The sequence below is a fragment of the Acidilobus aceticus genome (assembly GCF_055392325.1).
On sequence record NZ_AP042407.1, the window covers coordinates 277990 to 292558 of the forward strand.

Genomic DNA, 14569 nt, shown 5'->3' on the forward strand with positions numbered 1-14569 from the left:
ACAGGCAACGGGAGTTTTAAGCGTGAGCGGACCCTGAGGCCCACTCCATGAACTTAGAGACGGCCTCTTCCAGCGGCGTAAACTTAAAGTCGCTCAAGTACCTGCTGGAGTACTTGTAGTTGCTTGAAAGCATGCGGTACATCATCTTAAACGGCGATGAGGGCACAGCCGCGGCGAGCCTGATCGCCCACCTGGCGCTCACCGCGTGGCAGTCCTTCCTGAGCATCCTGCAGATCGTTTGACCCACGTCACTTATATCGACGTCGAAGGGCCAGTTGGCGTAGACCCACTTTCCATCAAAGGCGCCTGAGCCAGCCATAGCAAGTATCCTGGCCAGGTCCCCTGAGTACACCATGTTCCTCGAACCAAATCTCAGCGTAAGTCCGCGCTTTGCAGCCCACAGCGTTACCTTCCACTGGACCTCGTAGCCCCAGGGACCGAAGACCAGGGATGGCCTAACTATGGACCACTTGCCGCCCAGCCTCGTGCCCTCCGAGACGAGGAGCCTCTCGCCCTCAGCTTTCGTAACCTCATAAGGGGTCCTGTGAATGAACACCTTAGGGTTCAGGTGCTCATCCTCCTCCTCAACGAGGGACCCCCTCGGCACCCCCCTCAGCTCGGCCGCCACCGCCGTGGAGCTTACGTAAACAACCCTTGCACTGGCCTGAGACGCGGCCTGGACCACTTGCCTGAGGAGGCCTACGTGAGCTTCCTCGAACTCCCTGTAGCTCCCACTGATCTTGCCAGCTATATGGTAGTACACGTCCCCTCCCAGTTTACTTAAGGCCTCAGGTGTTATGGAGTCAAGTACAACCGTGTCTACGCCCATCTTGCTTAAGTCATTTGAGAGGTCTGGCCTTCGCTTCACGGAGGACCTCCTGGCCACCACTACAACTTCATGACTTCCTTTGAGCTCAGCGGCTAAGTTTATGCCCACAAAGCCCACGCCGCCTACAAGCACATGCCTCACGGCAACTTCACACATTAGAAAAAGGCCAGGTTTAAGTTAAAATTATATGCAAGTATAACTAAAATGACGTTTGGTAGAGCCTTTTGGCTGTCCTGCGCACCTGGTCCTCAAGCACTTCAACTCCTATGCCACTTCTCGTAGGTGCTGATATGGTGCCGTCCCTGTTAAGCTCCCAGGGAGGTTCTACTATGTCGTTTTCATAATACCTGGAGCTCGCACTTACGTCATTAGGGTATTTGACACCCTCTAGCGTTGCCGCCGCCACCAGGTGCCCCCTGCCCACGCCGGTCTCAAGCATGCCGCCTATCCATATGGGCCTTCCCAGCTGCCTATACCAGAAGTCATGGATCCTCATGGTCTCGCCGAGGCCTCCTACCCTGGCAGGCTTCACATTTATTATCATGGCCGAGCCAAGCTGGTAGGCCTTCCTAGCGTCGTCTAGGTCTGTGATGCTCTCGTCAAGGCATATGGGCGTCCTTATTCTCCTGGCCAGCTCAGCGTGATCCACGAGATCCCTCCAGCCCAGGGGCTGCTCTATCATGAGCAGGTTGTACTCGTCCAGCCTCCTGAAGACCTCTACGTCGCTTAGGCTGAAGGAGGCGTTTGCGTCGACCTGAAGGGGTAAGTTAGCCCCAAAGGTCTCCCTTAGCTTCTTGACTGGGGCCACATCATAGCCCGGCTTTATCTTTATCTTTATCCTCGCATAGCCCTGCTGAAGATAGCTGTCAACGACCTTTACCAGTTCCTGCAGCGAGGGCTGTATACCGACGCTGACGCCGCTCACTATTTTGTCCCTGACCCCTCCTATGTACTTCCATAGCGGTAGCCCCTCAAGCTTGGCGGCGAGGTCCCACAGAGCCATCTCGACGCCAGCCTTGGCCATGTTGTGGCCCCTTATCCTGCTTGCTAAAGCGGTGAAGTTCCTTGGGGTTATGTCGCCCTTCAGCTGCGGCAGAATGAAGTCCCTTATTACATGCCACGCGGTCTCGTTGGTCTCATAGCTATACCACGGGCCTGAGTCCGCTACCACCTCGCCCCAGCCAACCTCGCCTCCCTTCTCTTCAACACGGACCAGAATAGCGGGCCTCTCCTCCGTCCTCCCAAAGCTTGTCTCAAAGGGGGACTTTAACTTAACCCAGATCTCTATGAGTTCAACTTTCCTTAGCTCCACGGTCTCACCCCATCAAGGACCTCGCCCAGGCTCTCCCTCACCATTATCACGTAGCCGTGCCCATACTTGTCCCATGTGAAGTCCGAGGCTACGTAGCCCTCGCCCAAATATTTAAGGTAGGCCTGTCTCGTGACCTCCCTCCACCTGGAGGCGAGCTCCCTGTTCACGGAGTTCAGGGCAGATACTGAGTAAGGAAGCCCTATGGCAACCGCCGCTGGGCTTCTGCTAAGGTCCGGTCCCTTGGGCTCCTCACTCCCCCTTGGACCAACTGGGACAACAGCCACGTGAGCCCCCAACTCGACCAGCTCCTCAAGGGAGGGGGTCCTCGCGACACTGGATATCTTGTTGATAACATTCTTGCTGTCGAGGTACCACTCAGCCACGGCCCTGTCCGTCTCGAGGCCAGCGTTTATTGAGTCGTGAAGATAACCATAGTACCTGACCTTGTACTTTGTGAAAATGGCTCCAAGCTTGCCAAGGTTGAAGTGCGCGTTAAGGCTCTGCAGCGGGTCAAAGGTCCACTTTATGAGCCTGACCCCCGCGGCTAGAACTTCCCTCCTCTGGGCAAGCTTGAGGCTGGTGCCTAAGCCGCTGTACTTCCTCTCGCTTACCACGCCCGTCATGTGACTGTAGAAATAAGGCCCCTCGGGAGTCTCTACAAACCAGCCCAATGAAAAGCCCACAAGCCTGTCCCCATCGAAGGCCCCCAGGACTAGGCCACCGTTATCAACCATGGCTTTAAGCATGTGGAGCGGCACAGCCTCGCACTGCGACCTATCCATTCCCCAGGCGGAGAGCTGAACCTCGACTACTTGAGACAGCTCCAAAGGATCACTCAACTTCCTGATCTCGATCATTAAGTCCCCCAAATATATGCTGCTTCAGGGTAAAATTTGATTTGCGACAAAAGCTCAGACTCTTAGCCTTTCGGTAAGCCCTCAAGACCTGCGAGAGCTGAAACGCCATGATATACGTGAAGCTCGGCAAAGGAGGCCCTAAGGTTAGCGCTATAGGCCTTGGCTTCTGGGAGATAGGTTCAACCTCGTGGAGGGGCAGCGAGGAGGTCTCCGTTAATATAGTTAGAGCCGCCGTTAACAATGGCATCAGCTTCTTCGACACCGCCGAGGTCTATGGAATGGGGAGGAGCGAGCGGTCCCTGGGCAACGCAGTAAAGACCCTTGGGCTCAGGCCTGATGATATAGTGGTAGCCACGAAGGTCGCAGGCTTCAGGCCGTTAAGGTGGCTTGTGGCCAAGGCTGCAGAGGCGTCCGCCAGAAGGCTTGGCCTAAGGCCGTCCCTGCTTCAGCTTCACTGGCCGCCCCCAGCGTGGGTGCCCCTCTGCGAGCCGCTGAGGGGGCTTGAGGACGCAGCTAAGAGGGGGCTGACGGAGTTCATAGGGGTCTCCAACTTCCCCGGGCACATGCTTGAGGAGGCGGCGAGCTGCCTCAGGTCAGCTGAGATAGTAAGCGACCAGGTGGAGTATAGCCTTGCCTTCAGGACTCCCGAGCTTGACGTCTTCAGGACTGCGGAAAAGCTGGGCATTGGTATCATAGCCTACTCGCCGCTGGCCAAGGGAGCTCTCGCGGGCGCCGCCGCAACCAGGCGCATTCAAAGGATGGACCCAAGGTTCAGGGCAGCCTCCCGGGACCTAGAGCTTCAGGAGGCTCTGACCAAGGTAGCTGCGTCCCATGGAGTTACAAAGGCGCAGGTAGCCCTCTCATGGATAGTCGGCAAGGGCGCCGTCCCTATACCTGGCACCACTAAGCCTGAGAGGGTCGCCGAGCTTGCAGGCTCAGCTGAGTTAAGGCTAGCTGATGATGAGCTCTCGCTCCTTGACAAGGCGAGCTCTAAGTATGTAAGCGTGTGGGGCAGAGGCTACTCAAACCTTAGGGCGCTCAGGTTTATACCGTGCGGGCTCCAGTACCTAGGAGTTAAAGTTATGGGAGGCGCATAATACTTTGAGGCGCACTGCGTCGAAGCCCAGACGCGAGACAGGCCCTACAACTGGGCCATCCCTGCAACTGGCTGTGGCCTGGTAGCTTAGCGATAAAAAACGAAGGGCCTACCCTCTTCAAGGGAAAACCGTGAAGCTGGAGGACATAATGTCGAGGCTTGCCGAAGTGGCCAGGTCGGTGCCCATCCACTACAGGGACGGGATACTGGGCTCCATGACTACTCCTCCTCACCCGCTAGCTAAGGCAGCCTTTGACATGTTCCAGGGACTCAATGTAAATGACGAGGAGCTCTACAGGCCCCTCAGGGAGCTGGAGGAGGAGGCCATAAAGGAGCTCGGAAGCTACCTTGGCGGCAGCAGGTGCACGGGCTACATAACCAGCGGCGGCAGCGAATCCAACCTGGCGGCCCTTTACCTTGCGAGGGAACACGGCTTTAACAACGTCTACTACACGGCCGCCGCGCACCACTCTATAACTAAGGCCGCCTACCTGCTCAGAATGAGGCCTGTTGAAGTTAAAATGAAGGAGTACCGGATGGACCCGGCCTCCCTCAGGTCCCTCTGCAAGGCGAACGGCCCAGGCGTTGTAGTAGTTACTGTAGGCACCACGTCCGTGGGCACAATAGACCCCGTGGAGGAGGTCTCTGACGTTGCAGCTGAGTGCGACTCCATAGTTCACGTCGATGCTGCCCTGGGCGGCCTTGTGGCTCCCTTCGTTTACCCCAACAGAAAGCTCGGGTTCCAAAACGGGCCAGTCATGAGCGCCACACTTGATCCCCACAAACTTGGGCTTGCCCCACTGCCCGCCGGCGGCCTGATAGTTAGGGACGAGCATTGGTTTAAGCCCCTCGACTTCAAGGCAGAATATTATCCTGCGGGACACCAGGTGGGCCTCTTTGGGACCAGGAGCGGGGGGCCTGTGGCGGCCACCTGGGCCATCGTAAAGTACATGGGCCGTGACGGCTATGCCGCGCAGGCCCATGAACTCATGGAGAGAACCAGGTACTTACTGAATGAAGTTAAAGGTTTAGGGCTCGAGACGCCCGTGGACCCTGAAGTACCGGTTGTGTGTATAGAGCATGCCGGCGATGACTACTTAATGAGATCGCTCGCCAAGGAAGGGGTCTACGTCTACAAATGCGGCCTGGTGCCCGGCATAAGGGTTGTTGTAATGCCCCACGTAACTAAGGCCCTCCTGGATAAGTTTGTGTCATTACTCAGAGAGGTGCTATCTCAACAGCGTTAACAAAGCTCACATAGGCATCGTTATTAGGCCCTTATCAAGCAGCGCGTTTATCTTCTGCCTCACGGTCCCTATTATCTCGGTCGCCCTCTCGAGCTCCTCCCTGTAAGTGGTAGTCCTCCTGGCGACCCCCTCCTCAACCGCCTTAACCGCGACCGCTGCGGCGACCCTGGGGTAGACCTCCCACTCCTCCATGGTGGGCAGTATCCTGTCCTCGCCTATGCCCCCCCTCTCCTCGGCGAACTTAGCGAGCTCGACGGCCGCGGCTATGGCCATGGTGTCGGTTATGGTCCTCGCCCTCACGTCCAGCACCCCCCTGAAGACCGCCGGGAAGACGAGGCTGTTGTTGACCTGGTTAGGGAAGTCGCTCCTTCCCGTGGCCACCACCCTGGCCCCGGCCCTCCTGGCCTCCGATGGCCATATCTCGGGCACCGGGTTCGCCAGGGCGAACACAACGGCGTCCCTGTTCATCCTCGAGACCCACTCAGGCCTTATGACCCCTGGGCCAGGGGCCGACGCCGCGACAACTACGTCAGCCCCCTCGAAGGCCTTCTCGATGGGCGAGTCTGGAGGCAGGCCCCCGCCCCTCGTCTCTATGGCTATCTGGTACTGGTATGGATCTGTGAGCATGAGCTTGTCTATGTCCTTCATCTCAGGGTGGAGGACACCATTTTTATCGACCGCAACTATATGGTTGGGCTTAACGCCCATGTACTTCAATAGCCTGTAGAACGCTGTATTAGCCGCGCCGACCCCAAAAATCACTATCCTGACGTCCTGGAGCTTCTTGCCAACAACCTTAAGCGCGTTGATGAGGCCTGCCAGGATTGCTGTTGCCGTCCCCTGCTGGTCGTCGTGCCACACCGGTATCTGGAGCTTCGACCTGGCCTCGTCCAGTATGGTGAAGCACTTGGGCTTCTCTATGTCCTCAAGGTTTATGCCGCCGAAGGAGGGCTCTATGGCCTCTAGGAACCTCACGAAGTCCTCAGCCTTTGAGAACCTGTGCACTATGGGCACGGCGTCGACGCCCCCAAGGTACTTGAAGAGCAGCGCCTTGCCCTCCATCACCGGGTAGGCGGCCTCGGGGCCGACCTTGCCGAGGCCCAGAACCCTGGTGCCGTCGCTCACGACGGCTATCGTGTTCCACCTGGAGGTGAGCTCGAAGGAGAGGTCGGGGTCTGAACTTATGAGCCTGCTCACGGCAGCGACGCCTGGGGTGTACCAGACCGCGAGGTCCTTGAGGCCCCTCACGGGCACCTTCGGCAGGACCTCTATCTTGCCGCCGTAGAACCTGTGCATGTTGATGCTGAGCGAGTACCACTCCTCTGTAGCCGGCTCTCCCTCTGACACTCTGGCCACGCTCGCGCTAGCGCGGGCCTGAGCCCTTAACACGCTTTTCAATAAAACTGGTAGAATCAAGCTATAACATTACTTTGCTATCCTTAACAAAAGGTTAGTTACTCTCCACCATGAATATCCTCCTAGTGTACGGGCTCAGGTAGCCCCTTAGCAGGCCGCCGCTAAGCTGCGGCTGATACTTTGGAATAACCCAGTACTTCATGAGCGGCAGGTATATCAGCCCTGAGACCGTGAAGGAGAGCAACCATGAGCTGTTGAAGAGGACCTGGTGGTAGGGCAGAGGAGCGTATATGAGCACGGTCACTATCAGGAAGGTAATGACAGCCGCTGGGTTTATGCCGTGCCAGTACCTATAGATTCCGTCGCTCTTAAACACGTCAGCCAGATCAAGCTTGAACCTCCTTACTACAGCGTAGTCAAATATTATCACGCCCTCTATGCCTCCAAGGAGACCGCCGTATGTCAGCAGCCAGTTAGTTATGTAACTGTAAGCGTTGCCATAATAGCTCCACGCGCCTATGCCAACGGCTATCGCGATAAGCGCTAGGGACCCCTTAAACCAGCTCATGTGCTTTGGGAACGTGTTGGCTATATCATATGCGGGACCGACGGCGTTGGCAAAGGCATTAACCAAGAACGTGGCCAACATTATGGATATTAGGACGAAGTAGCCAAGGGGCCTCGTCATGTAGAGGGCCGTTAGGACTATGGGGTCCCATATTACCTTGCCATAGAGCTCGTAGGCCGCCGCGGTGGTCATCACGGAGAAGGCCGCCACGGCAAGCATTAGGAACGGCATGGTTAGCTGTCCATAGGTCTGGGAGCTCTGCGACCTTGCAAACCTAGTGTAGTCCGGCATTGTAAGCGCCATAGTTGCCCAGAAGGCTATGTTAGCGTTAAGGAATGCCAGGAAGCCCAGCCAGGTGAAGTGGCCCTGACCCGATATGGCTGACAGGTTAACGGACCACCCAGCCGCGCTCATGAAGTAAACCCATAGGCTCACGAAGGCGATCATAACTATGGGCCCTCCTACCCTCGCAAGCCACCTGAGGGCGGGCTGCGACTTCACTATAGGCGATAGGTAGAATACCAACATCTGCGCCGCTATAACAATCACAAACGTGGCCCAGAATATGCTTGGGAAGTCCTTTGCCAGCACGAATGGGTAGTTCTGGAAGTGAGCCACGGTGTAGGCTATCGTCGAGGTCCTGCCCGTGTATATGGCGTAAAGCGCTGTGGCGGCCTCAGCTATTATGTAGCTCTCTATCCCCCACCACCCTGCCCCTATCACTGCCCTCACCCAGCTTGGGAACATAGCGCCGTAGGTTCCCCACCTGGTCCTGGTGAGCTGCGGCTCAGCTATGCCATACCTTGCCCCTCCGTGGGACTGTATTATCATAGGAATGACCACTATTAGGTTCCCTAGGAACACCGTAAATATGGCCTGAAGTGGCGTTAGGCCCAGGAGCAGTCCTATGCTGGCTAAAGTCCATGATGGCACTATGAAGGCCATCGACACCCATATCAGGAAGTAAGTCAGCGCCCCCCACGTTCTCCTGGATATAGGCACTGGATGTATGTCAGGGTTCCAAAGGAACTTCTCTTCGGGAAAGCCAGCCGTGAGCTCCACCTGGCCCTTGGTGGGGTCGTAACGAGTTATGGACAGCGGAGTGAGGCCGGACGAGCCTGACTTGGAAGAGTCCGATGGCCCGAAGCCTGGGCCTCCCAGTTTCCGCGCCAAAATGCCTTCTCTCGCCTGTGAGGCTACCCACTTATAAGGGTTACTCAGCTTGGGCCGCAGCCTTCCAGGCCTTAAAGGCCTGCCGCGGTACGACGACTTGCAATATTCATAGCCGCTGCTGAGCGCAACTGGTCCACCTATCGATGAACTTACCAGGAGGCTTAGAGGTCGGTACAGCATATCTGCAAAGGCCTGTGGACCGCCATTTTACTCTAAAAAATATTTAGAAAGTTAGTGCACAGTTGCGGGGCTTCCATCTAGCTGTTACAGCCTCAGAGGGCAGGCGACGCCTAAGGTAGGTGTTACCTGTGGACTCCCCTGGAACCCCGAAAGCCGGCAGGTAACACCGGCCTAGCGGGCCCTTCATGAAGCTCCGTCCTTTGAGCTGTATAGCGCCGCTGGGGAAGCCTTCTCAATCAAGGCGCCGGTGTTACCTTCCGGGAGCCAACGCTACATGGGGGCGCCGGAGGGGCCTCGGCCTCCTTGGGACAAAGGAGGCTCCATCAGCCAGGTTAACTTTTTGCTAGCAATTTTAATTTAGAGTTAACGCGCACTTAACTCCGCCCCCCTCATTTGCTGCACTTGGTTTAACTGGAGTTAACTGCGCCCACTTGACGGAGCGGTTAACCTATGAGGCCGGCCGCCCCCGCTTGAGGGCGCGCGGCCTATGGCCGACCTTGGGGTTGCAGGGGAGGGGCAGGGCCGCGGACGCCCTGCAAGGGTGCACAGCTGTGAAGACCGGTTGACCGGCCCGTAGAGCGACCGGTGCACGGGCCTGATAGCTATCATGTTAGGCAAAAGCTCCCTGCGGCCAGCGTTGACCACAGTTCCAGTCACAAGGATTCCTGCAAGGCGTGAGCTTAAGCTTATTTGCGCGGGCCGCAGCCCTACATGCCAGGGATAGCATGAAGTTCGGCAACTATGCAGATGTGCCCCCGCAGGACGTTTCAGCCCTATTGCCGGGCACCAGCGGCGTTACAGTGCAGTGGCTCGTCAGTAAAGCTGACGGCTCTGATAAGATAGCGCTAAGGAGGTTTGTGGTGAAGCCGCACGGAGTCATGCCGTATCACAGGCACAAGTATGTGGAGGCGGTGTATATAATTAAGGGAACCCTCAAAGTTACTATAAATGGCGTCACTAAGGTGTTGAAGGCTGGCGACTTCTTCTACACGGGCCCCTACGAGCCTCACAGCATAGAAAATCCATCAGATGAGGAGTCGGTGTTTATCTGCGCTATAAGCTACGAAGATGATATGAGCCTTCAGCCCGTTAACGCGTGAGGCCCTTGCTCCTCAACGCCTGAAGGTTAACAGAAAACTAGCTTAGCTTTATTATAATTAAAATGACTGTTATTAAAAAGCTGTATTACATAAACACTTTTGAGCTGTTCGGTTTAACTATTGCTATTCTATTATTCTCCTTAATATTTATGCTAAAAATAACCTGTTGAAATCCATGTAGACTCTTCATCATAGGATAAAAACTGCCCAATTCTCCAGGTCTCAGCTGAGGTGTAGCATATTGCACACCAACAGGCGTTCTATAAGTGGTACAACTATTGCGATAATAGTCATAGTGATTGTAATAATCGCTGCAGTAGGTGGATACGCTGCATATCTTGCCACGAAACATCATGTGACCACTACAACTACACCTACGACGACAACGACCACTACAACTACTACGACGACACCTATTACTACGACGACAACTTCTGTCACATCGATAACCTTCTACACCTGGTGGGCAACTGAGGGCTACATAGCGCTAAAGCACTTCATACCGGTGTTCCAGAGCGACAACCCGCCCTACACGGTCTCGCTTGAAGTGATACCTGGAGCTGGAGGCACCAACGCTAAGTTCACGATAGCTGGCATGATGGAGGCTGGCAAGCCTCCTGCAGCCTTCCAGGTGCACTTCGGGCCTGAGATGGCCTCCTATGCGCTCATAACGTCTCCCAATGACTTCGTTAACTTCACTTCAATAGCCCAGAAGATGGGCCTGTGGACAGGCGCCGTAACTGAGGCCCTGCTCTCAGGAACTTTTAACGGAAGCATGCTCTCAATGCCGGTCAACGTGCACAGGGGAGCGCTGCTCTACATCAACATGAAGGTGCTCAGGCAGTACAACCTGCCGCTGCCAACAAACATGAGCACGCTCATCTACGACACCGTTCAGCTGGCCGAGCACGGCGTCACCCCGTGGATGGTGCCAGGCGCGGACGGCGGCTGGGACCAGCTCAACCTCTGGGAGGACATATTCCTGTCACTCGCCATACAGAAGTATGGCCTTGCTGGCGGCGCCAGGCTCTACAACGAGTTCGTCTACGGAACCATAGACCTCTCCAACGCTTCAGTGCAGCAGCTCGTTAACGAGACGGACTCGCTCTTCGTGAACTTCACCTCCTACGACTACCCCGGCTGGCAGAGCCTGACGTGGACCGAGGGCCTCAGCGACCTGATAGAGGGCAAGGCCGTGTTCCAGGCTAACGGAGACTGGCTAACCAACTACGCCTATGACTACTACAACGTTACCACCTACCCTGCTATCGAGCCATACATAAGCTGGCCTAACGTGACTGTCGTGGTTGAGCCGTTCCCAGGCACGAACGGCACCTACGCGTTGGTCATAGACTCCGTGGGCGTGCCTAAGCCATATCCGACCACCTCTGCAGGAGTGAAGCTAGCAACCTTCTGGGCCTCATATGTGGGCCAGGAGGCCTGGACGAAGTGGAAGGCCACCACCTACTGGAAGAATGCCACTGACTACTTCAACACGCCGGAGCAGTGGTGGAGCCACGAACAGCTGGTCAGCACCCCAGCGGACCAGTTCGTCTACCAGCTGTCTGACGGCGGGCTCTTCGACGATGTCTTCGGGAGCTGGATCTCGCAGGTGCTAGCGCTCCAGGAGAGCGGCTCGGCATACATACCGGCATACAACGCGCAGCTGGCGTCGCTTGTTCACAGCGAGTGCGAGGACTGGCTGGCCGCTGCTAAGATAGGCCTTGGATACCTGGGCATAGCTGGCCAGCCGTTCGCCGGCTACGTGCCGCCGTGGGTAATAGTGCCAGGGTACTACTTCAACTCCAGCTACGCGTGCCCAACATATACCCTGCCATAACCCACTAGTAATGAACTAGTTTTGGTTTTTGATTCCACACCTTTTCTTTTAACGTATTTAAGTCGCTGTAGTTAGAACTGTATACGAAAAGAGGTGAATGAATATATGGGCAACAAGGAAACTAACGTGAACACTATTAAGAGGGCCAGGCGACTAAGGCTGAGATCCAGTTCCGTACAGTTAGCCTTGATGGCGCTTCCTACGCTGTTCTTCGGCGCCCTGCTCATATATATAGTAGTCTGGAACGTTGTTCTATCCCTGCAAAACTGGTCACTGCTAAACAGCAGACACACCTTCGTTGGCTTCGCCACCTATGAAGCCATATTCAAGAGCCTTTTCTTCAGGATAGCCATTTATCATTCAACTATATTCTCCCTTGGACTTGTAGCTATAGGTGACCTAGCCGGCCTGCTCCTCGCTGGCCTCCTCTACTTCTTGCCCAACACGCAGCGCAGCCTATACCTCTCCATATTCCTGTACCCACTGGCCATATCGATGGCCACCAATGGCCTTATATGGGACTGGCTTTTCAACCCTGAGCTTGGTTTTGGGTGGATAACCTCCCACCTGGGTTTACCGCCGGTTAACCCGCTAGCAACAGCCACCTCGACAACCCTATCTATGTTTCTGGTAGAGTTCTGGGCCTACACGGGGCTCGCGGTGCTATTCTATTTAGCGTCATTTATGAGCATAGATAAGTCTATAGTGGAGGCTGCAAAGATAGACGGCGCGGGAGGCTTTAAGATACTCTTCAGGGTCCTTCTTCCAAACTCAATGAATGGCTTTATAGTCGCCACTGCGCTGCTGTTCCTGTTCTCCTTCAGGATGTTTAGCCTGCCCTTCGTGATAGGGGGTGGCCCAACTAACCTGGACCTCATGACTCTTGTAGAATACGTCTACTACGAGTTCTACACTGAATTCTTCAGCCAGTCAGCTGCGGCCTCAACGCTTATAACGCTGATAGCCGCTGCGGTGGTAATACCGTATGCACTTTTTGGTATAAAGAAGTGGATTATGAGGGGGTGAAAACATGGCATCCTATAGGACTAGGCTGCTCAAGTATGCCCTGCTTCAGCTGGCGGGAGGCCTTGTAGTAATATTTTGGCTCATGCCCCTCTATGCAATGCTTATAGACGGCTTTAAGACGAACTTCGAAGCTACGGTTACCTCAGTGTTCCAGCCGCCAATGCACTTCACGCTTTCAGCCTACATGACCGTCTGGGACAGCATGAAGAAACCCCTCATCAATAGCGTCATAGTTGTTATCCCTGTTACTGTGCTCTCGGGCATACTTGGTGAGATGGGGGCATACTTCTTCTACTCACTTGGTGAAAGGCATCCAATAGTTAGCAACACGGGGTTCTCAATAATTTCACTTGCCACGTTTATACCAGTGGAGTCGACGCTGCTTCCACTCCTCCTGCTCGAGGCCCACAGCAGCATGCTGAACACCTACTGGGGAGTAATATTCGCGAACCTGCTGTTCTACATACCGACCGCCGCGCTGCTCATGTCGATATTCCTGCCCTCCGTGCCCAGGTACCTAATAGAGGCTGCAAGAATTGATGACGCCAGCCAGTGGACCATATTCTGGAAGGTCGTGTTCCCGCTGGCGCTGCCAGGCTTCCTCTCAACCGTGATATTCGTGTTCATAATGTCATGGAATAACTTCTTCCTGCCGCTGGTGCTTACGACTACGCCATCTATGAGGATGGTTCCTGTGGAGGAGAGGTTCTTCACTGGAGGCTATGGAACTATCTACAATGAGACCTACGCCGCCGCGGTGCTTGCTTCAATAGTTCCGCTGGCCGTGTTCATAGCTCTAGGAAGGTATTTCATACGCGGCCTAGCAGCGCTGGGAGGGGGAGCAAAGGGGGTCTGAGCCATGGCCTCGGTCAGGGTCGAAAACTTAAAGAAGATCTTCAGGAGAGGCAAAATAGAGGTTCGTGCCGTTGACGGAATAACCATAACAATACCTGACGGCCAGGCCTTTGGCGTTCTGGGGCCCAGCGGCCACGGCAAGACCACGTTCCTAAGGCTAATAGCCGGGCTCGAGGTGCCCACTGACGGCACCATTTACTTTGATGACGAGCTGGTCTCAGCCCCTGGAAGAATAGTAGTGGAGCCGGAGCACAGGGGCATAGCAATGGTATTCCAGCTCTGGGCGCTCTACCCTAACATGACAGTCTACGATAACATAGCGTTTCCGCTCCGTAACGCCAAGGTGCCAAAGAGCGAGATAGATAAGAAGGTCAAGGAAATAGCGGAGGAGCTGGGCCTCACCAAGGTCCTTAACCATTATCCAAGGGAGCTCTCGGGAGGGCAGATGCAGAGGACCGCCATAGCCAGGGCACTGGTGAAGAACCCTAGGCTGCTCCTAATGGATGAGCCCTTCAGCAACCTGGACGCGGCAGTGAGGGACAGCGCCAGGGCCCTTGTCAGGAAGATACAGAGGGAGAGGAAGTTGACCACTATAATAGTATCTCACGACCCGGCAGACATTTTCTCTATAGCCGAGGTTGCTGGCGTCATAATTAACGGCAAGTTCGCGCAGGTCTCGTCCCCTACTGACATCTACGACAACCCTGCTAACGAAGTGGTTGCTAAGCTTGGAGGTGACATAAACATAGTGAACGTCACAGTCTCCGGCGGCTTCATCTACTTATCCAGCTCGGTCAAGGTACCCTCGCCAAACCCCAAGCTTGAAGGTAAGTATAGGCTTGGCGTAAGGCCTGAGGATGTGATACTTAGTGACAGCACTGACGCGCCTGGGATGACGTTTGCTGGGAAGGTTAAGGTCAAAGTGTCAAGTTACGTGGCCGGCGTCTTCAGGACCGTGGTCTCGCCTATAGACGACGATTCCGTAGAACTCATGGTCAATATGGGCGGCTACGTAGAACCTGGATCCGAGAAGAACCTGCTCATAAGGACCCAGAAGATAAAGCTCTTTGATGAAAACGGCGAGAACGTGACCTTAAGCGCCTTAAAGGCCAACAGCTGAGTTTTAAGCT

12 protein-coding genes are annotated in these 14569 nt (G+C 55.2%); 7 read left to right on the forward strand and 5 right to left on the reverse strand.

Annotated features, from left to right (window positions below):
* Positions 1-16: 16 nt before the first annotated feature.
* From ACZ5OO_RS01425 to ACZ5OO_RS01435, 3 genes are read right to left on the reverse strand one after another with little or no spacing between them, the layout of a single operon-like run.
* Positions 17-985 (reverse strand): NAD-dependent epimerase/dehydratase family protein, encoded by a 969-nt coding sequence (locus tag ACZ5OO_RS01425; protein ID WP_464078344.1) that lies wholly within the window; start codon positions 983-985, stop codon positions 17-19.
* 43 nt (positions 986-1028) lie between these two features.
* Positions 1029-2141: an o-succinylbenzoate synthase gene (gene menC, locus ACZ5OO_RS01430; RefSeq protein ID WP_013266891.1), complete on the reverse strand. Its 1113-nt coding sequence runs from the start codon at positions 2139-2141 to the stop codon at positions 1029-1031.
* Complete coding sequence (locus tag ACZ5OO_RS01435) at positions 2132-2980, reverse strand: hypothetical protein (protein WP_464078345.1); 849 nt, start codon at positions 2978-2980, stop codon at positions 2132-2134. The genes menC and ACZ5OO_RS01435 overlap by 10 nt, the downstream gene beginning before the upstream one ends.
* Before the next feature lie 125 nt (positions 2981-3105).
* On the opposite strand from ACZ5OO_RS01435, the gene ACZ5OO_RS01440 reads away from it, so the two are divergent.
* Both ACZ5OO_RS01440 and mfnA read left to right on the forward strand, forming a co-directional pair.
* Positions 3106-4095 carry an aldo/keto reductase gene (locus ACZ5OO_RS01440; RefSeq protein WP_013266893.1) on the forward strand — a complete coding sequence of 330 codons (990 nt, stop codon included), beginning with the start codon at positions 3106-3108 and terminating at the stop codon, positions 4093-4095.
* 130 nt (positions 4096-4225) lie between these two features.
* Positions 4226-5341: a tyrosine decarboxylase MfnA gene (gene mfnA, locus ACZ5OO_RS01445; protein WP_013266894.1), complete on the forward strand. Its 1116-nt coding sequence runs from the start codon at positions 4226-4228 to the stop codon at positions 5339-5341.
* A 6-nt stretch (positions 5342-5347) separates the two neighbouring features.
* On the opposite strand, the gene ACZ5OO_RS01450 is transcribed toward mfnA, so the two are convergent.
* A complete protein-coding gene (locus ACZ5OO_RS01450; RefSeq protein WP_013266895.1) occupies positions 5348-6688 on the reverse strand; it encodes an NAD(P)-dependent malic enzyme in 1341 nt (446 codons plus the stop codon).
* Positions 6689-6791: 103 nt separating this feature from the next.
* The gene (locus tag ACZ5OO_RS01455) at positions 6792-8438 is read right to left on the reverse strand and encodes a cytosine permease (RefSeq protein ID WP_464078346.1); all 1647 of its coding nucleotides are present in this window, start codon (positions 8436-8438) and stop codon (positions 6792-6794) included.
* 905 nt (positions 8439-9343) lie between these two features.
* Here ACZ5OO_RS01455 and ACZ5OO_RS01460 point away from each other — a divergent pair.
* The 5 genes from ACZ5OO_RS01460 to glcV all read left to right on the forward strand — a co-directional run bounded on the left by ACZ5OO_RS01460 (position 9344) and on the right by glcV (position 14559).
* A complete protein-coding gene (locus ACZ5OO_RS01460) occupies positions 9344-9718 on the forward strand; it encodes a cupin domain-containing protein (RefSeq protein ID WP_013266897.1) in 375 nt (124 codons plus the stop codon).
* A gap of 241 nt (positions 9719-9959) precedes the next feature.
* Positions 9960-11558 carry a glucose ABC transporter substrate-binding protein GlcS gene (glcS, locus tag ACZ5OO_RS01465; protein ID WP_013266898.1) on the forward strand — a complete coding sequence of 533 codons (1599 nt, stop codon included), beginning with the start codon at positions 9960-9962 and terminating at the stop codon, positions 11556-11558.
* A 189-nt stretch (positions 11559-11747) separates the two neighbouring features.
* Positions 11748-12584, forward strand: a complete 837-nt coding sequence (gene glcT, locus ACZ5OO_RS01470) for a glucose ABC transporter permease GlcT (protein ID WP_238523591.1) — start codon at positions 11748-11750, stop codon at positions 12582-12584.
* 4 nt (positions 12585-12588) lie between these two features.
* The gene (gene glcU / locus ACZ5OO_RS01475) at positions 12589-13440 is read left to right on the forward strand and encodes a glucose ABC transporter permease GlcU (RefSeq protein WP_464078347.1); all 852 of its coding nucleotides are present in this window, start codon (positions 12589-12591) and stop codon (positions 13438-13440) included.
* 3 nt (positions 13441-13443) lie between these two features.
* Positions 13444-14559 carry a glucose ABC transporter ATP-binding protein GlcV gene (glcV, locus tag ACZ5OO_RS01480; RefSeq protein WP_464078348.1) on the forward strand — a complete coding sequence of 372 codons (1116 nt, stop codon included), beginning with the start codon at positions 13444-13446 and terminating at the stop codon, positions 14557-14559.
* Positions 14560-14569: the final 10 nt, after the last annotated feature.